The 22,076-nt window shown below is 56.5% G+C and carries 23 protein-coding genes; 4 read left to right on the forward strand and 19 right to left on the reverse strand.

The features are described from left to right. Nucleotides 1-68 precede the first annotated feature (68 nt). The 19 genes from nuoL to ACTG34_RS04900 form a co-directional block, all read right to left on the reverse strand. Complete coding sequence (gene nuoL, locus ACTG34_RS04810; RefSeq protein WP_439103869.1) at nucleotides 69-2,162, reverse strand: NADH-quinone oxidoreductase subunit L; 2,094 nt, start codon at nucleotides 2,160-2,162, stop codon at nucleotides 69-71. Between the two features lie 6 nt (nucleotides 2,163-2,168). Continuing rightward, nucleotides 2,169-2,474 carry an NADH-quinone oxidoreductase subunit NuoK gene (gene nuoK, locus ACTG34_RS04815; RefSeq protein ID WP_062219307.1) on the reverse strand — a complete coding sequence of 102 codons (306 nt, stop codon included), beginning with the start codon at nucleotides 2,472-2,474 and terminating at the stop codon, nucleotides 2,169-2,171. A gap of 95 nt (nucleotides 2,475-2,569) precedes the next feature. After that, entirely contained in the window at nucleotides 2,570-3,178 is a 609-nt protein-coding gene (locus tag ACTG34_RS04820) for an NADH-quinone oxidoreductase subunit J (RefSeq protein ID WP_439103870.1), read from the reverse strand. Further along, nucleotides 3,175-3,582, reverse strand: a complete 408-nt coding sequence (locus ACTG34_RS04825) for a carboxymuconolactone decarboxylase family protein (RefSeq protein WP_062219311.1) — start codon at nucleotides 3,580-3,582, stop codon at nucleotides 3,175-3,177. The genes ACTG34_RS04820 and ACTG34_RS04825 overlap by 4 nt, the downstream gene beginning before the upstream one ends. Nucleotides 3,583-3,612: 30 nt before the next feature. Further along, nucleotides 3,613-4,104 carry an NADH-quinone oxidoreductase subunit NuoI gene (gene nuoI, locus ACTG34_RS04830; RefSeq protein WP_062219313.1) on the reverse strand — a complete coding sequence of 164 codons (492 nt, stop codon included), beginning with the start codon at nucleotides 4,102-4,104 and terminating at the stop codon, nucleotides 3,613-3,615. 3 nt (nucleotides 4,105-4,107) lie between these two features. Beyond that, nucleotides 4,108-5,148, reverse strand: a complete 1,041-nt coding sequence (gene nuoH, locus ACTG34_RS04835) for an NADH-quinone oxidoreductase subunit NuoH (RefSeq protein ID WP_062219315.1) — start codon at nucleotides 5,146-5,148, stop codon at nucleotides 4,108-4,110. A gap of 11 nt (nucleotides 5,149-5,159) precedes the next feature. Further along, the gene (locus ACTG34_RS04840) at nucleotides 5,160-5,594 is read right to left on the reverse strand and encodes a hypothetical protein (RefSeq protein WP_439103871.1); all 435 of its coding nucleotides are present in this window, start codon (nucleotides 5,592-5,594) and stop codon (nucleotides 5,160-5,162) included. Further along, nucleotides 5,594-7,612, reverse strand: a complete 2,019-nt coding sequence (gene nuoG, locus ACTG34_RS04845; RefSeq protein WP_439103872.1) for an NADH-quinone oxidoreductase subunit NuoG — start codon at nucleotides 7,610-7,612, stop codon at nucleotides 5,594-5,596. The genes ACTG34_RS04840 and nuoG overlap by 1 nt, the downstream gene beginning before the upstream one ends. Nucleotides 7,613-7,720: 108 nt before the next feature. After that, a complete protein-coding gene (locus ACTG34_RS04850; RefSeq protein WP_439103873.1) occupies nucleotides 7,721-8,137 on the reverse strand; it encodes a DUF5333 domain-containing protein in 417 nt (138 codons plus the stop codon). Between the two features lie 3 nt (nucleotides 8,138-8,140). After that, entirely contained in the window at nucleotides 8,141-9,439 is a 1,299-nt protein-coding gene (gene nuoF / locus ACTG34_RS04855) for an NADH-quinone oxidoreductase subunit NuoF (protein ID WP_439103874.1), read from the reverse strand. 13 nt (nucleotides 9,440-9,452) lie between these two features. Then, nucleotides 9,453-9,671, reverse strand: coding sequence for a DUF5337 domain-containing protein (locus tag ACTG34_RS04860; protein ID WP_062219323.1), 219 nt, complete (start codon nucleotides 9,669-9,671; stop codon nucleotides 9,453-9,455). Nucleotides 9,672-9,693: 22 nt separating this feature from the next. Next, complete coding sequence (locus tag ACTG34_RS04865) at nucleotides 9,694-10,779, reverse strand: hypothetical protein (protein ID WP_439103875.1); 1,086 nt, start codon at nucleotides 10,777-10,779, stop codon at nucleotides 9,694-9,696. A gap of 70 nt (nucleotides 10,780-10,849) precedes the next feature. Next, on the reverse strand, nucleotides 10,850-12,001 hold the full coding sequence (locus ACTG34_RS04870; RefSeq protein WP_439103876.1) for an NADH-quinone oxidoreductase subunit E: 1,152 nt from the start codon (nucleotides 11,999-12,001) through the stop codon (nucleotides 10,850-10,852). Then, on the reverse strand, nucleotides 12,001-13,215 hold the full coding sequence (locus ACTG34_RS04875; protein WP_177205495.1) for an NADH-quinone oxidoreductase subunit D: 1,215 nt from the start codon (nucleotides 13,213-13,215) through the stop codon (nucleotides 12,001-12,003). The genes ACTG34_RS04870 and ACTG34_RS04875 overlap by 1 nt, the downstream gene beginning before the upstream one ends. 164 nt (nucleotides 13,216-13,379) lie before the next feature. After that, nucleotides 13,380-13,997 carry an NADH-quinone oxidoreductase subunit C gene (locus tag ACTG34_RS04880; RefSeq protein ID WP_439103877.1) on the reverse strand — a complete coding sequence of 206 codons (618 nt, stop codon included), beginning with the start codon at nucleotides 13,995-13,997 and terminating at the stop codon, nucleotides 13,380-13,382. Between the two features lie 11 nt (nucleotides 13,998-14,008). Continuing rightward, nucleotides 14,009-14,542, reverse strand: coding sequence for a NuoB/complex I 20 kDa subunit family protein (locus tag ACTG34_RS04885; RefSeq protein ID WP_062219334.1), 534 nt, complete (start codon nucleotides 14,540-14,542; stop codon nucleotides 14,009-14,011). After that, entirely contained in the window at nucleotides 14,533-14,898 is a 366-nt protein-coding gene (locus ACTG34_RS04890) for an NADH-quinone oxidoreductase subunit A (protein WP_062219336.1), read from the reverse strand. The genes ACTG34_RS04885 and ACTG34_RS04890 overlap by 10 nt, the downstream gene beginning before the upstream one ends. Nucleotides 14,899-15,173: 275 nt before the next feature. Continuing rightward, nucleotides 15,174-16,367: a DegT/DnrJ/EryC1/StrS family aminotransferase gene (locus ACTG34_RS04895; RefSeq protein WP_439103878.1), complete on the reverse strand. Its 1,194-nt coding sequence runs from the start codon at nucleotides 16,365-16,367 to the stop codon at nucleotides 15,174-15,176. After that, entirely contained in the window at nucleotides 16,364-17,029 is a 666-nt protein-coding gene (locus ACTG34_RS04900) for an HAD-IA family hydrolase (protein ID WP_439103879.1), read from the reverse strand. The genes ACTG34_RS04895 and ACTG34_RS04900 overlap by 4 nt, the downstream gene beginning before the upstream one ends. A gap of 157 nt (nucleotides 17,030-17,186) precedes the next feature. On the opposite strand from ACTG34_RS04900, the gene glmU reads away from it, so the two are divergent. The 4 genes from glmU to moaA are packed head-to-tail and all read left to right on the forward strand — an operon-like array spanning nucleotide 17,187 to nucleotide 22,059. Further along, nucleotides 17,187-18,539: a bifunctional UDP-N-acetylglucosamine diphosphorylase/glucosamine-1-phosphate N-acetyltransferase GlmU gene (gene glmU, locus ACTG34_RS04905; RefSeq protein WP_439103880.1), complete on the forward strand. Its 1,353-nt coding sequence runs from the start codon at nucleotides 17,187-17,189 to the stop codon at nucleotides 18,537-18,539. 1 nt (nucleotide 18,540) lies between these two features. Next, entirely contained in the window at nucleotides 18,541-20,364 is a 1,824-nt protein-coding gene (glmS, locus tag ACTG34_RS04910; RefSeq protein WP_439103881.1) for a glutamine--fructose-6-phosphate transaminase (isomerizing), read from the forward strand. Beyond that, nucleotides 20,361-21,005: a DNA alkylation repair protein gene (locus tag ACTG34_RS04915; protein WP_342842785.1), complete on the forward strand. Its 645-nt coding sequence runs from the start codon at nucleotides 20,361-20,363 to the stop codon at nucleotides 21,003-21,005. The genes glmS and ACTG34_RS04915 overlap by 4 nt, the downstream gene beginning before the upstream one ends. A 40-nt stretch (nucleotides 21,006-21,045) precedes the next feature. Continuing rightward, nucleotides 21,046-22,059 carry a GTP 3',8-cyclase MoaA gene (gene moaA, locus ACTG34_RS04920; RefSeq protein ID WP_439103882.1) on the forward strand — a complete coding sequence of 338 codons (1,014 nt, stop codon included), beginning with the start codon at nucleotides 21,046-21,048 and terminating at the stop codon, nucleotides 22,057-22,059. Nucleotides 22,060-22,076 lie beyond the last annotated feature (17 nt).

A 22,076-nucleotide genomic window follows, 5' to 3' on the forward strand; every position in this document is an offset into this window, starting at 1 on the left:
CAAAAACAGCGCAAGGACCAAAGCCGCCATAGTCGGTAGAAACGTAACGAAGGACAGGACGTTATCCATTAGTGAGACCCTCCGCCGATCGACATCCAGGTAATCAAGATCACAATCCCCAATACCATCGCAAATGCGTATGTGAACAAATAGCCCGACTGCGCGCGACCCGCGAGGCGCGTGAAGAAGGGAACGATACCCAAAGCGACACCGTTAATCGCCCCGTCAATCGTCTTTTCATCGCCACGCTTCCAAAAGAAGCGGCCAAGAGCCAAAGACGGACGGATAAATATACGATCGTACAGCTCGTCGAAATACCACTTATTGAGTAGGAAATCGTAGAGCACGGGCTGAGCGGTCGAGAGGCGTTTGGGCAGGCGTGTGTCCTTAATGTAGAACATCCACGCGGTGATAAAGCCGATCAGCATCGCAACAAATGGCGAGACCTTAACCCATGTTGGGGCATGGTGCGCGTCATCCATCACAGTGTTGTCAGCGGCGATAAAGATGGCACCTTGTGGTGCCTCGCCCATCTGAGCATGACCCTCGTCGGCCATATCATGCGTGTCTGCGGCCTCCGATGCGTGGCTATCTGCTGCCTCACCATGTGCGGCGTCCGCCTCGGCGTGATGCGCCGGAATGCCAAAGAACGCGTTGTGTTTGTCGTGGTCGCCAAAGAACGAGCCATACCAGACCATACCGGAGAACACCGCGCCGAGGGCGAGCACACCGAGCGGAACGAGCATAACCATCGGGCTTTCATGCGCGTGGTCGTGCGTGTGGTGATCGCCGCGCGCCTTACCAAAGAACGTGAGGAACATCAGGCGCCACGAGTAGAAGGACGTAAACAAGGCCGCGATAACCAGCATCCAGAAGGCATAGCCAACACCGGACGCATACGCACTTTCAATGATCGCATCTTTGGACAAGAAGCCCGCAAAACCGATGTGCGTAAGAGGAATCCCAACACCCGTAATGGCCAGCGTGCCGATCAACATCGCGTAATATGTCATCGGGATCTTTTTGCGCAGACCACCGTAGTGGCGCATGTCCTGCTCGTGGTGCATCGCGTGAATGACCGAGCCCGCGCCCAAGAACAACATCGCTTTAAAGAAGGCGTGCGTCAAAAGGTGGAACATAGCCGGACCGTAGGCGCCCACACCCGCCGCCACAAACATGTACCCCAGTTGGGACATGGTTGAGTAGGCAATGACGCGCTTGATATCGTTTTGAACCAGACCGATTGTCGCGGCGACAAACGCGGTGGAGGCCCCGATATAGACAATGAATGTTTGGGCCTGCGGCGCATATTCGAACAACGGCGACATACGGCACACAAGGAATACACCCGCGGTCACCATGGTCGCGGCGTGGATCAGCGCCGACACAGGTGTCGGGCCTTCCATCGCGTCAGGTAGCCATGTGTGCAAGAACAGCTGCGCCGATTTGCCCATGGCACCCACGAAGAGAAGGAACGCCAACAGGTTGGCCGCGTTCCATTCGGTCCACAAGAAATGCAATTGCGTATTCGCAAGCTCGGGCGCTTTGGCAAACACGGTATCCATGTCGATGCTATCGGTCAGATAGAACAGGCCAAAGATGCCGAGCGCGAAACCGAAGTCACCAACGCGGTTGACGATGAAGGCTTTCATCGACGCGGCACCGGCTGATGGTTTCTTGAAATAGAAGCCGATGAGCAAATAGGACGCCAGACCCACACCTTCCCAGCCAAAGAACATTTGAGCAAGGTTGTCGGCGGTCACGAGCATAAGCATCGTGAATGTGAAGAACGACAAATAGGCAAAGAAACGTGCGCGATATGGCTCGTCATCGCCAAACTGGGAATCGTGCGCCATGTAGCCGAATGAATAGAGGTGAACGAGTGCGGACACAGTTGTCACGACAATCAGCATGATCGAGGTGAGGCGATCCATGCGGATCCCCCAATCGACGGAGAGCGACCCGCTTTCCATCCATTTCATGACGGTGATGTGTTTGACCGTTGACGCGTCCAAGCCGAGGAATACGACCCACGATAGAAGACACGCGAGGAACAACAGGCCCGCGGTCAAAACTTGCGCATTGCGCTCGCCAATCACACGCCAGCCGAAACCTGCGATAATGGCACCCACCAATGGGGCGAAGAGGATTATCGTTTCCATGTGCCCTTACCCTTTCATCACGTTGACGTCTTCGACGTCGATCGTGCCGCGATTGCGGAAGAAGCCGACGAGAATGGCCAAACCAATCGCAGCCTCGGCGGCAGCGACAGTCAGAACCAACATCGTAAAGATTTGCCCAACAAGATCCCCCGCAAAGGAGGAGAAGGCGACAAGGTTGATGTTGACCGACAACAAGATCATCTCAATAGACATCAAAATGATAATGACGTTTTTCCGGTTCAAAAAGAGACCGAAAATCCCGATCACAAACAGCGCACCTGCGACTGCCAGATAATGTTCAAGTCCGACCATGTCGTCCCTCAGTTCTTTACTTGCGCCACACGGTGGTGGCTTTGGCTCAAAGCGACTTTAGCATCGCCCCATATTCATAGTCTGGGTCAGTTGGCCTAAAGCCCCTGCCCCGGTTTCACGTCTTTTAGTTCCATCGCCTTGGCCGGATCGCGGTGCATCTGGGCCAGAACGTTCTGGCGTTTGACGTCTGTGCGGTGGCGCAACGTCAATACAATCGCACCGATCATGGCAACCAACAGGATCAGACCCGACAGTTGGAATAGCATCAGATAGTCGTCATACATCAACTGACCCAAAGCGGCCGTGTTGTGGACATCCTCGGGTGTGATTGCCCCGCGCAACGCCTGTGCGCCATCGGCCGCGTGCCAATCGCCAAAGGCAATCCCGAATTGAAGCAGGACAACAATGGCCATCAAAATGGCAAAGGGCAGATACTGCGCCATTCCCGCCTTGAGCTCGGCAAAATCAACATCGAGCATCATGACGACAAACAAGAACAGAACCATCACCGCCCCCACATAGACGATGATCAACAGCATCGCGACGAACTCAGCGCCCAAGAGCACAAAGAGGCCGGATGCCGACAAAAACGTTAAGATCAACCACAGCACCGAGTGCACGGGATTGCGCGCCACAACCGTGAACAGCGCCCCCGTCAGCATCAGGATGGCAAAACAATAGAATGCGAAATCAACGACAGTCATTCACTGTCCTCCTGCTGTTCGGCGAACACTTCGTTGGCGAAGTCGAGCGCTTTAGACATAGCGGGCAAGCCGCCGAGCATTGACATTTGATAGATCACTTCCGCGACCTCTTTTTGTGTGGCACCCGCCTCGAGTGCGTGGCGCACGGTCATTTTAAATGGGGCTTCGGCCTGCACGCCTTGGGCGGTGAGGCCCGCGAGCACGACCAAAAGCCGCGTTTTGGCATCAAGACCGTCTTTGTTGAACGCGTTGCCCCAGATCATGTCCATGTACTCTTTGGTCATGGAGGGGAACATTTTGTCAAAACCCGCCGGCGAGAATGTCGCCATCGACGGATTGATCTCAGCGGCCATTTTCTGGCCCTGTTCCATCATCTGTCCAAAGAGTTTTGAAAAGTCGGTCATCAAAGAATACTCGGTCCTGTTGTTGTGATCTTAGCGATATGGCGCGTCGAGTTCGAGGTTGCGGGCAATTTCAGCTTCCCACCGTGCGCCGTTATCCAAAAGCTTGTCCTTGTCGTAGAACAGCTCCTCGCGCGATTCAGTGGCAAACTCAAAGTTCGGGCCTTCGACGATCGCATCCACGGGACAGGCCTCTTGGCAAAATCCGCAATAGATGCATTTCGTCATATCAATATCATAGCGCGTGGTGCGGCGGGATCCGTCATCGCGCGGTTCCGCATCGATGGTGATCGCCTGCGCGGGGCAAATCGCCTCGCACAATTTGCACGCGATACAGCGCTCTTCGCCATTGGGATACCGGCGCAACGCATGTTCGCCACGAAAACGCGGGCTGAGTGGCCCCTTTTCGTGCGGATAATTGATCGTCACCTTGGGTGAAAAGAAATACCGCAACCCAATGCGAAAGCCCGCAATGATATCCGTCATCAAGAAGTATTTCGCGGCGCGGGTATAATCCATAGCCATGACTTAGCCTCCAATCGCCCAGCGGGCATAGGCCCCACCGAACGCACCGTATTGAGCAAAGAATGCGACGAGTACGACCCAACCGAGTGACAGCGGCAAGAACACTTTCCAACCGATGCGCATCAACTGGTCATAGCGGTAGCGCGGTGTAATCGCCTTCACCATCGAGAAGATGAAGAAGAAGAACAGTATTTTGAGCACGAACCACAAGATGCCGTCAGGCAATCCCGGCACAGGGGACAACCAACCACCAAAGAAGAGCAAGGACACCAGCGCACACATCAACACCACCGCCATCAACTCGCCCATCATGAACAAGAGGAAGGGCGTGGACGAGTATTCAACCTGATAGCCAGCCACCAATTCCGATTCCGCCTCAGGCAGATCGAACGGGGGGCGGTTTGTTTCGGCCAACGCAGAGATAAAGAACAACACAACCATGGGGAAGTGCGCGACCCAGTACCACGAGAAGATACCAAAACGGCCATCTTGCGCCGCAACGATCTGGCCAAAGTTCATTGAACCGGACGACAAAACGACACCGATAATGATCAAACCAATCGAAACTTCGTAGGAAATCATCTGTGCGGCGGAGCGCAACGCACCAAGGAACGGGTATTTGGAGTTCGACGCCCAACCGCCCATGATCACGCCGTAGACCTCCAACGAGGACACAGCAAAGACATAGAGGATCGCCACGTTGAGATCGGCAATCACCCATCCGTCATTCCACGGGATCACGACCCAGGCGATACAGGCGGTCACGAATGAGATCATGGGGGCAAGGTAGAACACGAACTTGTCGGCCCCTGCAGGCACGACCACCTCTTTCACGATGTATTTGATGAAGTCCGCAAAGGACTGCAACAGACCGAACACGCCCACAATATTGGGGCCTTTGCGCATCTGGACAGCTGCCCAGATCTTACGGTCGCCATACATCAAGAAGGCGAGCGCTACGAATAGCGGCACCAGAACCAGCAGACATTGTCCGAGGATCAGGAGAGCTATCCCGAGATTTGTTGTCGTGAAAAATTCGACCATTTTTCAGCCTTTCACACCGTCGGTATCTTGTTGTCCCTACAGTTTGCAACGACGACTTCTGCGTCGATCGTTCGCAAACCTTCGGGGAGCGCTGACGAGATGGTGTAAACAGCATCCGCGCGCCAAATTCCACCCTCATATGCGACATTTGTGCGCACATGACGCGCAAATCCGAATCCACGGATCAGCGCATATTGAGCCGCTGCGCATTGTGCGTAGTCAGCCACCTCGTTTTTATCTTCCGTCCCCGTCATGGAGACGTGAAAATTCACCAGATCACCGTCCAAAAGGCGCGTATCCACGCCACGGTAAACCTTATTGTTGTTCACCACACGATCACTCGTAGCGGAGCCATCCGTCGGGGCCACACACGCCCCAAGAAGCGCCGCAGCGGCAAGCGCCACGCCCGTTCCCAAAGTGCGATATGTGATCCCGTGGACAGTCATTATTCAGCCGCCACGTCTTGTGTTGTGCGCGCCTTGGCTCCCGCAGACAGTTCCGCCATCAAGGCGGACGCACGTGCAATCGGGTTGGTCAGATAGAAATCCTTAACCGCGTTTCTGAACTCTGCTTTCGCAGGTTTCTTGACGGCAATCGGCGTCCATGTGTTCTCGACCACCTGATCAACCTGCGCAAGATGTGGCACGGCTGCGCTCAAATCACGGCGCAGTGCGGCAAGGCTATCAAACGCCAATGGCGCGCCAAGCTCGGCAGACAAGGCCCGCAAAATCGCCCAGTTCTCTTTCGCGTCACCCGGAGGGAAGGACGCACGAAGCGCAAGTTGTGGGCGGCCTTCGGTGTTAACGAACAGACCGTTTTCCTCAGTGTAGGCGGCAGCAGGCAAGATCACGTCAGCGCGGTGCGCGCCACGATCCCCATGCGAGCCTTGGTAGACGACAAACACGCCATCGCCAATTTCAACTTCGTCCGCACCTAGATTGTAAACGGCTTCAGCCCCATCGAGCGCCTTTGTGAAGCCGCCCGCAGTGACCGCATCCACATCCATTGCGCCAACACGCGCCGCAGCTGTGTGCAAAATCATCAACTTGGATTTCGTAGCTTCAGCCATTTTCATTGCAAGCGACAAGACCGCCTCGCCATCGGCTTCTGTCAGGGCACCCTGCCCCACGATAATCACGGAATTCGCGTCATCGACCGGACCGGAGGTATGATCTGCCAGCTCTTCGAGAGCGGCGCGATCGGTGCCGACGTGGACATAGTCATAGGTCAGATCAACCGCTTCGCCGATCAGGCCAACTTTGGCGCCGTTCAACCACGCTTTGCGGATCCGTGCGTTGAGCACAGGCGATTCGTCACGCGGGTTGGTGCCGATCAACTGGATGTATTCAGCATCGTCGATATCCGCGATGGACGCCGTGCCGACATAACCGGAGCGGTTACCAGCGGGCAGTTTCGCGCCATCAGTGCGACATTCGACGTTGCCGCCAAGACCCTCAACCAATTGTTTAAGCGCAAAAGACGCCTCGACGGGAACCAGATCACCGATCAGACCCGCAACCTTTTTGCCTTTGAGGCCCGCAGCAGCCGCATTGAGCGCCTCTGCCCATGTGGCTTTGCGCAGCTTGCCGTTTTCACGCACATATGGCGTATCAAGGCGCTGACGGCGCAGACCGTCCCACACAAAACGGGTCTTGTCGGAAATCCACTCTTCGTTCACGCCGTCATGATTGAGCGGCAAAATGCGCATCACTTCGCGGCCCTTTGTGTCGACACGGATGTTGGAGCCAAGCGCATCCATCACGTCGATGGTCTCGGTCTTGGTCAATTCCCATGGACGCGCGGTAAAGGCGTAGGGCTTCGATGTCAGCGCCCCAACGGGACACAGATCAATGATATTGCCCTGAAGGTTCGATTTGAGCGTCTGGTCCAGATAGCTTGTGATTTCGCTATCTTCGCCGCGCCCCGTTTGGCCCATCTGGGTAATGCCCGCGACCTCGGAGGTGAAACGCACACAGCGCGTGCACGAAATACAACGTGTCATGGCGGTGCCAACCAGCGGACCAAGGTTCAATTCGGTCGACGCACGTTTGGGTTCGCGGTAGCGCGAGAAATCAACGCCGTACGCCATGGCTTGGTCTTGCAAATCGCATTCGCCGCCTTGGTCACAGATCGGACAATCAAGCGGGTGGTTGATGAGCAAGAACTCCATCACGCCCTCGCGGGCTTTTTTGACCATCGGCGAGTTGGTTTTCACCACAGGCGGCTGACCCTCAGGGCCGGGGCGCATGTCTTTGACCTGCATCGCACAGCTTGCTGCGGGTTTGGGCGGACCGCCAACAACCTCGACAAGACACATGCGGCAGTTTCCCGCAATCGAGAGGCGTTCGTGGTAGCAAAAACGGGGCACTTCGATGCCTGCAACTTCGCAAGCCTGAAGGATGGTCATCGCCGGATCGACCTCAACTTCGGTCCCGTCAATGATGATTTTGCGCTTGTCTGCCATAGTCAATCACCTGTTCTTCGCGGCCAATTGGGATCGTCCCGCCAGCCAGTTCAGACGCTTATGCGCCCAGTCTATTATCTGCGCTCGTGTCACCACGCGCGCTCATGTTCACTTCGCGCGCAACAGTGATCCAATCACACTGCCCTTCGCGATTTCCATCTCCCCCAAGGCACACAGCCCTGCGGATGTTGTCGGATCGACACCGCGTGCACGGGCATAATCTGCCCCTGCGGCGCGAATGCGGGCCTTTTCGTCTTTGCTTTTGACGTAGGCCTCGATCTGGTCGTTCGAATATCCCATCTCCGAGGCCACTGCCTTGAGCGTCCAAAGAAAGTTCAACCCTTTGAGCGTGCGTGCCGAAATCGTCGGGCATTCATCCGCAATCTCGATCGCAATCCCGACGAACAACATGTTGTTGTCGATCTCTTTGACACTCGATAGCGCCGGCAATGCCGATGCGGAAAGCGGCGCGACTAAAAACGCGGCGCTTAAGAGTGATGAGAGGACAACACGACACATGTTCATATCTTACTCCGCAGCCATCGCGCCGGACCGGCCCGATTTTTGGGTTTTGATACGGTCTTCGATTTCGTCGCGGAAGTTCTTGATCAAGCCTTGGATCGGCCACGCGGCAGCGTCACCGAGCGCACAAATCGTGTGGCCCTCAACCTGCTTGGTCACGTCCCACAGCATGTCGATTTCCTCGAGATCTGCCTCGCCTTTGACCAGACGGTCCATGACGCGCATCATCCAGCCCGTGCCTTCGCGGCACGGTGTACACTGTCCACAGCTCTCATGTTTGTAGAACTTCGACAGGCGGTGAATGGCTTTGATAATGTCGGTCGATTTGTCCATGACGATTACGGCGGCAGTGCCAAGGCCAGAGCCCAATTCACCGCGTAAGTAATCGAAATCCATGATCGCGTCTTTCATGTCCTCGCCGCGCACACAGGGCACAGAGGAGCCACCGGGGATCACTGCTTTGAGGTTGTCCCAACCGCCGCGAATACCACCGCAATGCTTTTCAATCAGCTCTTCGAACGAGATCGACATTGCCTCTTCGACAACGCACGGATTGTTGACATGACCCGAGATCGCGAACAGTTTGGTGCCCGCATTGTTCGGACGGCCAAAGCCCGCGAACCACTCAGGGCCACGGCGCAAAATCGTCGGCACTACCGCGATAGATTCCACGTTGTTCACCGTGGTCGGACAGCCATAAAGACCGGCGCCCGCAGGGAACGGCGGCTTCATCCGTGGCATGCCTTTTTTGCCCTCAAGGCTTTCGATCAATGCGGTCTCTTCGCCGCAAATATACGCGCCCGCACCGTGGTGCAAATAGAGGTCGAAATCGTAGCCCGATTTGCACGCATTGCGGCCAAGGAACCCCGCCGCATAGGCCTCATCAATGGCGTTTTGCAACGCTTCTTTTTCGCGAATGTACTCACCACGAATATAGATATAGGCGGCGTTGGCATTCATCGCGAAAGACGCAATCAACGCGCCCTCGATTAGGGTGTGCGGATCATGGCGCATGATCTCGCGGTCTTTACACGTGCCTGGCTCGGACTCATCGGCATTGATGACAAGGTAGGACGGGCGACCATCGCTTTCCTTTGGCATAAAGGACCATTTGAGGCCGGTGGGGAAACCCGCGCCACCGCGTCCGCGCAGTCCCGATGCCTTCATCTGGTCCACGATCCAATCGCGTCCCTTTTGGAGAATGGCGGCCGTGCCGTCCCAATGTCCACGCGCCTGCGCACCCTTCAGGGAGCGGTCATGCATCCCGTAGATATTGGTAAAGATCCGATCCTGATCCTTAAGCATTGGTCTACTTCCTTCAGCCTTGCTGGCGCGCGCGCCAGATCTGGTAAATGTTCACAAACGCCCACGCAAATGCACCGAGCGCTGCGAGGTCAAAGAGAAACACGAACCGCACGGGCAGTCCCATCTTTCCCCCGACCCACTGAGCCCCGAGCCAGATCACCATCGTTGCGGCCATCACAAACCCGACAAAACGGGCCTTTTTGGCGAGACGGATCTCTGTATCGGAACTCATCGTATCTTATATCCCAAAGCGCTTAGTATTTCGCGCGCTTGGAGAATTCGGTTTGGCCGCCCGCTGCGAGTGTCTTTGCATCGGGTTTCCATGTCTCAATCTGACGTGCCGAGGTGCCCACGAGTTTTTCGTCAAGCCATTCGGTTTCTTTTTTGCGCAAAGATGCGATTTGATCAAAGTGGTAGAACCCGAGGGCATGCAATTGCGCCTCAATCTTTGGGCCGACACCTTTGAGCATTTTCAAATCGTCCGCTTTGCCGTCACGCGCTGCACTTAGCACCACATCTGACGGGTTGCCATCGGCGGAAACCGGCGCGCGCTTGGGCGATGCCGATGCGGATTTTGCTGCGGGTTTTGCGGATGCTTTAGCTGAGGGCTTGGCCTTGGCTGCGGCTTTCGGTGTCGCCGCCTTTGCCGTTGCCGGAGCCGCTTTAGCTGGCGCGGATTGAGCCGCTGCTTTGGCCTTTGCAGGTGTAGCTTTGGCTTTTGCGGCAGCTTTGGCGGGCGCTTTTTCTTTGGCGGGAGCTTTTTCTTTGGCTGCGGCTTTAGCCTTCGCTGGCGCTTTTGCAGGTTTAGCAGCGACCTCCACAGGAGCCGGGCTTGCCGCCGTCGATGTCGTAGCGGCTTTCGGTTTGGTCGATTTTGCTGCTGTTTTCTTAGGCGCTGCCGCCTTCGCGACTGGTGCTTTCGCCTCTGTCGCTTTCGCCTTTGGCGCAGTTGCCTTTTGGGGAGCCGCTTTTTTGGCTTTCGGTGTCACGGTTTTGGACGCTGGCGCTACGGGCGTATCAGTCGTCACCGCATTGGGTGTCGACATCAGGCCTGCGGGTGCAGTCGCGGGGGTTGCAGACACAGATCCGGTCACCGCACCCGTACTTGTCGCAGACACGGCAGACTGCGACGCGGCACTGGAAGGTGCGTCTTGGACGGGCTCATCGTACCAGCCAATCCACAACAAAATCGCCACAAGCAATGCGACGAGGACGCCGATAATCAGTGATGCAACCGTTGAATAGCTCGCGATGAACAACAGCGCCAAGAACGCAAGCACCCCACAGATGGCTGAGATCAGCCAAATTTTCGACGTCTTTCCAGAATTACTATCACTCATATCGAACTCCTAGTCCCTTGTCCCTATTGACCTTTAGCACTTCGGCCTTTTGGCTCTTTGGCTCGCTATCTTAATACTTCGCGCGCTTTGAAAACTCGGTTTGACCACCCTCTGCGAGGATTTTAGCCTGCTCTACCCAGCCATCGCGTTCAATACGACCTTTGAATCTCAGGTTGTCATCAACCCATTTGATCTCGTCCGCTGTCCATTTGGCAACTTGATCAAAGTGGTAGAACCCAAGTGCATTGAGCGTCTGCTCCAATTTGGGACCGACCCCTTTGAGCATTTTCAAATCATCCGCACCCGCTTTGCGCGGAGCGCTCATGGTGCGTGGTTTTTTGCCTTCGGATGCGGTCGCATCAGCCTTTGATGCAGCAGGCTTTGGCGCGGCTGCCGGCTTTGGCGCCTCAACGGCTTTCGCCGCTTTTTTCGCGGCGGCCGCTTGTTGAACGGCGGACTTTTGCACGGGTGCCGGCTTTGGCGGTGTTTTCTTTGCGGCGGATGCTTTGCCGCCTTTGACAACCCAAGGCGTCAGAATCGGCACTTCGGTGCCATCGATCCGCTTGATGGTATCGCCAAGATCATGGGCGAGCTGCGCAGACGCGTTATACGCGGGGCGTCCGGCCTCATGATCGGTCAACGATGTCAAACCAGACAGCGGCTCTGCGGCGTAGCGACCGTTTTGTGGACCAGGCAGTGGCACTTGGCCCGCCGCCATGTCGTCGATCAACTTGCCAAAATTTTCAGCTGTCAAATCTTCAAAGTAATCTTTGCCGATCTGCGCCATAGGTGCGTTTGAACAGGCGCCCAGACATTCGACCTCTTCCCACGAAAACTTGCCATCCGCCGACAATTCATGTGCGTTCGGCGCGATTTTGTCCTTACAGACCGCAATCAAATCCTCAGCGCCACAGATCATGCACGACAAGGTGCCGCACACCTGAATGTGGGCCACGGACCCAACAGGCTGAAGTTGGAACATAAAGTAGAAGGTCGCCACCTCAAGCACGCGGATATACGGCATGCCAAGCATGTCGCCCACGTATTCAATCGCAGGCTTGGTTAACCAGCCTTCCTGCTCTTGGGCGCGCCACAAAAGCGGGATCACGGCGGATTGCTCGCGACCCTGTGGGTATTTCGTAATCTGACCCTTCGCCCATTCAAGGTTGGCAGGTGTAAATTCAAAGCTCTCGGGCTGTTCGGCATGTAGACGGCGCAGCATTAGCGGTCCACCTCCCCAAATACGATGTCCATAGTCCCGATGATCGCGGCGACGTCGGCCAACTGGTGGCCCGATGCAACGTGATCCATCGACTGAAGATGCAAGAACCCGGGCGCACGCAATTTGGCGCGGTAGGGTTTGTTGGTCCCGTCAGAGACCATGTAAACGCCGAACTCGCCCTTGGGCGCTTCGACGGCGGCATACACCTCACCTGCAGGCAATTTGAAGCCTTCGGTGTAGAGTTTGAAGTGATGGATGAGCGCCTCCATCGAGGTTTTCATATCCGAGCGTTTAGGTGGTGTCAGTTTGCCGCGCGCCAAAACATCGCCTTGGTTCTCGGGCATCCGCAACTTGGCGATCGCCTGTTTGATGATCGACGTCGATTGCGTCATCTCTTCCATGCGGCACAAATAACGATCGTAGCAATCGCCGTTTTTGCCAACTGGGATTTGGAAATCGAACTCGTCGTAGCACTCATATGGCTGTGAGCGGCGCAAATCCCACGGCAGACCAGAGCCACGCACCATCACACCAGAGTAGCCCCAATCAAGGATCTCTTGTTCGGTGATGATCCCGATATCAGCGTTACGCTGTTTAAAAATACGGTTCTCGGTCAACAGCGTATGAATGTCTGCGAGAATTTTAGGGAAGTGATCCGCCCATGCCTCAATATCATCGAGCAACGTCGAGGGCAGGTCTTGGTGCACCCCACCGGGGCGGAAATACGCGGCGTGAAGACGCGCACCACAGGCACGTTCATAGAAAATCATGAGCTTTTCGCGCTCTTCAAAGCCCCACAATGGCGGCGTGAGTGCCCCCACGTCCATCGCCTGTGTCGTGACGTTCAACAGGTGGTTGAGCACGCGCCCAATCTCGGAATACAGCACACGAATGAGGGAGGCGCGGCGCGGCACCTCAACCCCTGCGAGGCGTTCAATGGCCATGCACCATGCATGTTCTTGGTTCATCGGTGCCACATAGTCGAGGCGGTCGAGATACGGCAGGTTTTGCAGATAGGTCCGGCTTTCCATCAGCTTTTCGGTGCCGCGGTGAAGCAGGCCGATATGCGGGTCAGCACGTTCCACGATCTCGCCATCAAGCTCCAGAACCATACGAAGCACCCCGTGCGCCGCAGGGTGCTGCGGGCCGAAGTTGATGTTGAAATTGCGGATCTTCTGCTCGCCCGATTGCGCGTCGTCGAAGTTACCGTCCATCATCAGACCTTTCTCCAATTGATCGCCACCCGATGGGCTTTTGATCAAAAGTCTTGTCATCAAAAAGCGCTTGAGCGGCGCGAGATCAATCCCGCGACGCCGCAACGCTCGTCATTCCTATGCGTCGAGATATCCCAACGCCGTGTCGCACAACCGCACCGCGGTTACGCCCCTGCCTTGTCGCCATCGCCCTTCTCATCCCCTGGAAGGATGTAATGCGCGCCCTCCCATGGAGAGAGATTGTCGAACTGGCGGTATTCTTGTGTCAACGAAACAGGCTCGTACACCACGCGCTTGAGCTCTTCGTCATAGCGCACTTCGGTATAACCAGTCGTCGGAAAATCTTTGCGCAACGGATGGCCGCGAAAGCCGTAGTCCGTGAGCAAGCGGCGCAAATCCGGATGACCCGAAAAGATGATCCCGAACATGTCGAACACTTCGCGCTCGAACCAGTTGGCCGAGGGATGCACAGGCATGATTGACGCAATTGTTTCGTCTTCACGCACCGCGGCACGCACACGAATGCGGTGATTTTGGTACATCGACAAGAAGTGGTAGACCACATCAAACCGCTGCGCCCGCGACGGGTAATCAATCGCCGTGATATCCACGAGCGACGAAAACTTGCACGTGGCATCCGTTTTGAGAAATTCAACGAAATCCACAATTTTCGACGCGGCCACAGTTACGGTCAGCTCGCCAAACGAGATCTCCGACGAGACAACATCATCGGGGCGTTTGAGTTCAATATGAGCGGCAAGCTCCTGAAGTGCTTCAGTCATCTCATCCCCTCCTATCGGGCAATCGTGCCGGTGCGGCGGATTTTGCGTTGCAATTGCAACACGCCATACATCAACGCCTCAGCCGTGGGTGGGCACCCCGGAACATAGATGTCCACAGGCACAATACGGTCACAGCCACGCACTACCGAATAGCTATAGTGATAGTAACCGCCACCGTTTGCACACGACCCCATGGAGATCACATAACGCGGCTCGGGCATCTGGTCGTACACTTTGCGGAGCGCCGGTGCCATTTTGTTGGTCAATGTGCCCGCAACGATCATTAGATCGGACTGACGCGGAGAGGCGCGCGGCGCAGTGCCGTAGCGCTCAAGGTCATAACGGGGCATGGAAGTGTGCATCATCTCGACCGCGCAGCACGCCAGACCAAAGGTCATCCAGTGAAGCGAGCCGGTACGCGCCCAGTTGATAATATCTTCTGAGGAGGTCAGCAGAAACCCTTTGTCCTGCAACTCCTTGTTGAGCACCTGCGTTGAGTGCTCTTTGTCCACACCGGCGGAATTCTGCGTTGTAATCACGCCCATTCTAGCGCCCCTTTCTTCCACTCATAGGCAAAGCCCACGGTGAGAACACCCAAGAACACGATCATCGACCAGAAGCCCACAATACCGACATCCTTGAACGCGACGGCCCAAGGGAACAGGAATGCGATTTCCAAATCGAAGATGATGAAGAGGATCGATACCAGATAAAACCGGACGTCAAACTTCATGCGTGCATCATCAAAGGCGTTAAAGCCACATTCGTAAGCCGACACTTTTTCAGGGTCAGGATTTCGAACGGCGATGATGAGGGCTGCGAAAATGAACACGAGACCTAGCGCGATGGCGAGGCCTAGGAAAATGACGATGGGAAGGTAATCCCGAAGCAAGTCTTCCACGAGCGGCTCCTTAAAGTTGCGTCCCTGTCAGCGAGATAGCTATGTGGGACGCGTGGCTTAAGCTAACGGTGGTTTAGCCCTCTGCGACATTATGGTCAACCAAACGCGCCGTTTTTTATGTCCGTATTTATTGGTGTTTGCTTGGTTTTGCATGACTTTAGTTAAAGTCATTTTAGAAAAAGCTGCACGGCGGCATGTTGCGGGGCCAAATGGTCGATTCGAGTTATGGGCACTTGCACTTAACTGACTTTTTTACTTAGGTTTAGCGCAAACACCTAATGTATCCGCACAACTTCGTCCTTGATGATGCGCGCAATCAGAGCGCAATCGTCCAATGAAAACGTAAGCGGAAGGCGCATGTCTACAATGGCACGCAACACGCGGTCACTCTCGGGCAAGGGTTGCGGATCGGCGTAGCGCCAACTGTCATAACGCGATGTAAATGCAACAGGATCAGGGGCGCCAAACCATTTCAATTCGACACCACGCGCTTTGCACGCCGCAACCACGGCTTCGATCCGCTCGTCGGCCCAATCGAGCAATAGAAACTGGATAGACGAGCCGACAAAGCCCTCTTGTTGTGGACGATCAATCAACGTGAGGCCCGCAACATCGCGCACCCCCTCCTCCACCACGCGGTAGCGCGCGTTCCAATTCTCGACTTGATCGGGAAGGTGACGCAGCTGCACACGCAAGATCGCCGCGCGCAAATGATCCATACGGCCCGACACATTGGGCGTGTCATACTTGACCTTTTCGAACACATCGAGCGGCGGGCGCGCGGTGTGCGCCCCGTATAACATGTACGATCCCGACAATAAGATGGCTTTTGCCGCGATTTCGTCATCGTCCGTGACAAGCAAACCGCCCTCGCCCGAATTGATATGCTTATAGGTCTGCGTTGAATAACATGCGATCGTGCCATGACGCCCTGACGGAACCCCGTCCCATGTGGCCCCCATGGTGTGGGCGCAATCCTCGATCACCGTCACGCCCGCGCCATTACAGATATACATCAGCGCATCCATATCGACGATGTGACCGCGCATATGCGACAGCATCAAAACCCGCGCGCCACTGTCTGCGATCTTGACCTGAAGATCATCCAGATCAATGACCAGACCCTCGGTGACGCCCACAAAGACCGACCGCGCCCCCACGGAGGCAATCGCACCAGGCACAGGGGCAAGCGTGAATGCATTGGTCAAAACGGCATCGCCATGCGCGACCCCGACCGCACGCAAGGCACACCCCAACGCATACCCCCCCGACGCCACAGCAAGTGCGTAGCGCGCGCCCGTCAGAGCGGCAAACTCTTGTTCCAAAAGCGCAACTTCGCCCGCCTCATCTGGCAGAACGTTGTACCGATGCAGCCGCCCCGAGCGCAAAACCTCAACGGCCCGCTCAATCGCCTCTTCGGGAATTGGCTCTTGTTGCGTGAAATTTCCGCGAAAAACCTCACCGCTCATCCGATCAGATCCTTAGTGATGCGACCAAGATCGCGGTAGTGATCCAACAACGCCTCGGGTGCGAGATCGCGCACATCAGATCCATCTGGCCCGAACGTGACAAGCGCACAGGGCACCCCCGCCGCCCGCGCGGTTTTGCGGTCCGTCTCGGTGTCTCCGACGATAAAGCTTTGTGCGACAACGCCGCCCGCCTCCTCGACCGCTGCGATATAGGGCTTTGGGTCGGGTTTGCTGACACCAACGGTTTGCGCTCCAATCATGGAGGCAAACAGATCACGAATGCCAAGCGAGACCAAAAGCCGGTCAGCGAGGGCTTCGGGCTTGTTCGTACACACGCCAACCGCGTACCCATCACGCCGCAAGGCCTCGACCGCCTCGGCCGCACCCTCATACAAGCGCGTATGCACATCAATCGCTTCGCTATAGGCGTCGAGCAAAACGGGGTACTGCGCCGACACGTCCTCTTGGGTGAACGCAGGACGCACACGCCCGAAGCCGAGCGCAAGCATGGCCCGCCCGCCTCGAAACGCCGTTTTGGCATCGGCCACCGGATCAAGCACATCGCCATACCCAAGCCCCCGAAAACACGCGTTGGCCGAGGCAATCAGATCGGCGGACGTATCCGCAAGTGTCCCGTCGAGATCAAAAATAACTGTCCGCACCTGCGTCTCTCCCTATCCTCGCGCCCGCCACTGCGCAAAATTATGCCGACCATATGTAACGCAGCGACAAAATTAGTGAAGCCCCGCCCCTTGCGGCGCTGTGCGCTATCGGTAAAACGGCGTATATATTATTAAAAGAGCAGATTGGTACATTTAGATGACGACCGCCCTTATCATTTTAGCCGCAGGCCAAGGCAGCCGCATGAATTCCGACCTGCCAAAGGTGCTGCACGAGGTCGCAAACGCGCCACTGTTCGCCCATGCTCTAAACGCAGGGGCCGCCCTTGAGCCTGAAAAAACCGTATTGGTGGTCGGTCACGGCGGCGATTTGGTCGAGACCGCTGCCCGCAAGATCGACGACACTATAGTGATCGCGCACCAAACCGAACAACTGGGCACCGCGCATGCCGTGGCCCAAGCCCGCGCTGCGCTTGTCGATTTTGACGGTGACGCGCTTGTCTTGTACGGCGATACCCCGTTTGTCACGTCCCAGACACTGACGAACATGATCGCCGCGCGCGCCACCCATGACGTTGTGGTGTTAGGGTTTGAAGCGGCTGACGCAGGTCGCTACGGGCGCCTTGTCACATCGGGCGACACACTCGAGCGGATCGTGGAATATAAAGACGCTAATGATGCCCAGCGCGCCATCACACTATGCAATTCGGGCGTGGTCTGCGCCAATGCCCAAACCCTGTTCGCACTGATTGATGCGGTCGGGAACGACAACGCGTCCGGCGAATACTACCTCACCGATATCGTGGAATTGGCATGGGCCGCCGGCAAAACCGCAACTGCAGTGACCTGTGATGAGGCCGAGACGCTTGGCATTAACACGCGCGCCGAACTCGCTCGCGCCGAAGGTATTTTCCAATCCGCCAAACGTGCCGAGGCCTTGGACAACGGCGTCACGTTAACCGCGCCCGAAACCGTCTTTTTCTCACTCGACACCTATGTGGGGCGCGATGCAATCATTGAACCCAACGTGGTCTTTGGCCCTAATGTAACTGTGGAATCCACCGCGCGTATTCGCGCCTTTTCCCACCTTGAGGGCTGTCACGTCTCGATGGGTGCCACGGTTGGTCCCTATGCGCGTCTGCGCCCGGGTGCGGAATTGTCGAACAACGCCCATGTCGGCAATTTCGTCGAGATCAAGAACGCGCGCATCGGCGAAGGCACCAAGGTCAACCACCTCACCTACATCGGTGATGCGGATATTGGTGACGGCACAAATGTCGGCGCAGGCACAATCACCTGCAACTATGACGGCGTGTTCAAACACAAAACGACCATCGGGCGAAATGCCTTTATCGGGTCAAACACAATGCTCGTAGCCCCCGTGACCGTGGGCGATGACGCCATGACCGCAAGCGGGTCCGTCATCACCTCACATGTCGAAGACGGCGCATTGGCCATTGCCCGCGCAAAACAGGTGAACAAGGCGGGGCTCGCCGTTAGATTATTTGAAAAGTTAAAGTCCGCGAAGAAAAACGCGCAAAAGGGTTTGTAATATGTGTGGAATTGTAGGGGTTCTTGGAACCCATGAAGTTGCCCCCTTGTTGGTCGAAGCACTCAAACGCCTCGAATACCGCGGCTATGACAGTGCAGGGATTGCAACCGTCGACAACGGCAAACTGGATCGCCGCCGCGCGGTTGGGAAACTGGTCAATCTCTCCGACGAGCTTGTCCACAATCCGCTCGCGGGTAAATCAGGTATCGGCCACACCCGTTGGGCGACCCACGGTGCCCCCAGTGTCACCAACGCGCACCCGCACCAAGCGGGGCCTGTTGCAGTCGTCCACAACGGTATCATCGAAAATTTCCGCGAATTGCGCGCCGATCTGGCCACCAAAGGCTATGAATTCGTCACCGAGACCGACACAGAAACCGTGGCTCTTTTGGCGCAAAGCTTTGTTGATGCGGGGCATGCGCCCGTTGACGCCGCGAATGCGACCATTGATGCGCTGGAGGGGGCGTTTGCCCTGTGCTTCTTGTTTGACGGCGAGGATGATTTGTTGATCGCCGCGCGCAAAGGCTCGCCATTGGCCATCGGGCACGGCGATGGCGAGATGTATGTCGGCTCAGACGCCATCGCGCTTGCGCCCATGACCGATCAGGTGACCTACCTTGACGAGGGGGACCGCGCGATCCTGACCCGCACCTCTGTGGAGATTTTCGACGCGACCGGCACACAGGTGCAACGGGTACGCCGCGAAATCAAACTCGACGCGACCCGCATTGAGAAAGCGGGCCACAAACACTTCATGTCCAAAGAGATTGCCGAACAACCCACGGTGATCTCTGATGCGCTGTCCTACTATCTCTCCTCTGATGGTGCGGGCATCAACTTGCCCGAGGACGGTATCGATTTCACCGCCTTTGACCGTATTGTCATGGTCGCGTGCGGCACGGCGTTCTACGCCTGTTTCACCGCCAAGTATTGGCTGGAGCAAATCGCGCGCATCCCCGTCGAGGTCGATGTTGCCTCAGAATTTCGCTACCGCGAAGCGCCTATTGCGCCGCGCACCTTGGCTATCTTTGTCTCACAATCGGGCGAGACGGCCGATACATTGGCGGCCCTGCGCTATGTCGCGGGCAAGGCCGACAAGATCGTGACCATTACAAATTCAGCCGAAAGTTCCATGGCGCGCGAAAGCGATCTATCCCTGCCAATTTTGGCTGGTGTCGAGGTGGGCGTTGCATCAACCAAAGCCTTTACCTGTCAGCTCACCGTGCTGTTGGCCCTTGCCATTGAGGCCGCCTCGCAAAGCAGTGTCTTATCGCGTGATGAGGTTAAAACCCACCTGAGCGCCCTGCGCGCCCTGCCGGGTCTGATCAATGCCGCTCTTGATCTGCGCGACGATATCGATGCCATTTCCCAAGAATTGGCAGAGGCCACGGACGTCTTGTTCCTCGGGCGCGGCGCGATTTACCCAATCGCCCTTGAAGGCGCGCTAAAGCTGAAAGAAATCAGTTACATACATGCCGAAGGCTATGCGTCTGGCGAGTTAAAACACGGCCCCATCGCCCTTGTTGATACCCACACCCCGATCATCGTGTTCGCCCCGCGCGACAAGTTGTTCGACAAAACCGTATCGAACATGCAAGAAGTCATGGCCCGCGGCGGCAAAGTGATCCTTGTGTCCGACAAAACAGGGATCGCCGATGCGGGTGATGATGTGTGGCGCACGATTGAAATGCCACGCGTGTCAGATGCTATTGCCCCTATTCTCTACGCGCTTCCTGCGCAATTGATCGCGTATCACACCGCCGTTGCCAAAGGCACGGATGTGGATCAACCCCGCAACCTTGCAAAATCGGTGACTGTCGAATGACCCCACAAGAGGCGCTCACAGCGCTCCAATCCGAGGCGGACGCAACACGCGCCGCCGATCTGGCCACGCGTTTTGGAGCGGGGGACTACATTGGTGTGGCCCCTGCCCGCCTCGAAGAGATCGCACGCCAGTGGCGCCAAGACGTGGCCTTTCCCGACCGTCTTGAGTTGGCCCGAGCTCTGTGGGAGGCCAACACGCATGAGGCCCGTCTCATGGCCGCCAAGCTGTTGACCCAAGCCCGCATTAAGGATGACGCGGACATTTGGGCGCAGATTTGCACATGGATCGAACAGGCCGACACTTGGGCACAGATTGATGCACTTGGGGCTGCGGGCGGTCGTCGCATCGCGGTCGATCTTTCGCGCATGGCCACCGTGCACGCCCTCGCCGCATCTGAACGCAGTTTGGACAGACGCGCGGCCCTCATCTTGTCGACGCCATTGGCAAAGCTGGCACACCCGTCCAAAGACGAGTTAAACGCGATTGATGACGTGTTGTTCTGGCTGACCCATGCGCTGCAAGACGCAGACAAAGATGTGGCCCGTGCGGCTGACACATGGGTGCGCGCCCTTGGCAAACATGACGGCAAACGCGCAAAAATGGTGCGACGTGTTGTCGAGTTGCGCAAAAGTGATGGTTGATCGTCTTGGCACCCGCCACATGACCGCATAGGCTAATTTGATGACAGATGCCCCTCGCCTGATTGACCCGTTTGCCCGCGCGATCACCTATCTACGGGTGTCGGTGACGGATCGCTGTGATTTTCGCTGTGTCTACTGCATGGCCGAGAACATGACGTTCCTACCTAAGAAAGAGCTGCTCACCCTCGAAGAGTTGGACCGCATGTGTTCGACCTTCATCGGGCTTGGCGTGCAAAAGCTGCGGATCACAGGCGGAGAGCCTCTGGTGCGCCGTGGGATCATGACGTTTTTTAATGCGATGACGCGTCACCTCGTCAGTGGCGCGCTCAAGGAATTGACAGTCACCACAAACGGCTCGCAATTGGCGCGGTACGCCGATGATCTTTACGCGGCGGGTGTCCGCCGGATCAATGTGTCCCTCGACACGCTCGATCCCGATAAATTCGCGCGTGTAACGCGGTGGGGCAAATTAGACCAAGTGCTCAAAGGCATTGAGGCCGCCCGCAAAGCGGGCCTGCGCGTCAAGATCAACGCAGTGGCCCTCAAAGGCTTCAACGAGGACGAGCTATTTACCCTTACGCAGTGGTGTGCGCGCGAAGATATGGACCTGACTTTTATCGAAGTCATGCCCATGGGCGATCTGGGCAACGAGGACCGTGTGGGCCAATATTGGTCACTCGAGGATCTGCGCGCTGATCTGCGCACCCGCTATACTCTGACGGATTTGGCCGAACAAACAGGTGGCCCTGCGCGCTATGTGCGCCTTGAGGAAACGGGCCAAAAGATCGGCTTTATCACGCCACTAAGCCACAATTTTTGTGAAAGCTGCAATCGCGTGCGCATGACCTGTACGGGCGAGTTGTTTATGTGTTTGGGCCAAGAGGACAACGCCTCCTTGCGCGATATCATGCGCGACAGCGGCGATGACAACGCCCCGCTTATTCGCGCCATCGAGGCCGCGATTGCCCGCAAACCCAAAGGGCATGATTTTGATTACTCACGCCAAAAGGCAGACGGTCAGGTGTCGCGGCATATGTCGCACACAGGTGGGTGACATCCGCCGCCAAGCCG

Source organism: Celeribacter marinus, from assembly GCF_965656515.1.
GTDB classification, from domain to species: domain Bacteria; phylum Pseudomonadota; class Alphaproteobacteria; order Rhodobacterales; family Rhodobacteraceae; genus Celeribacter; species Celeribacter marinus_D.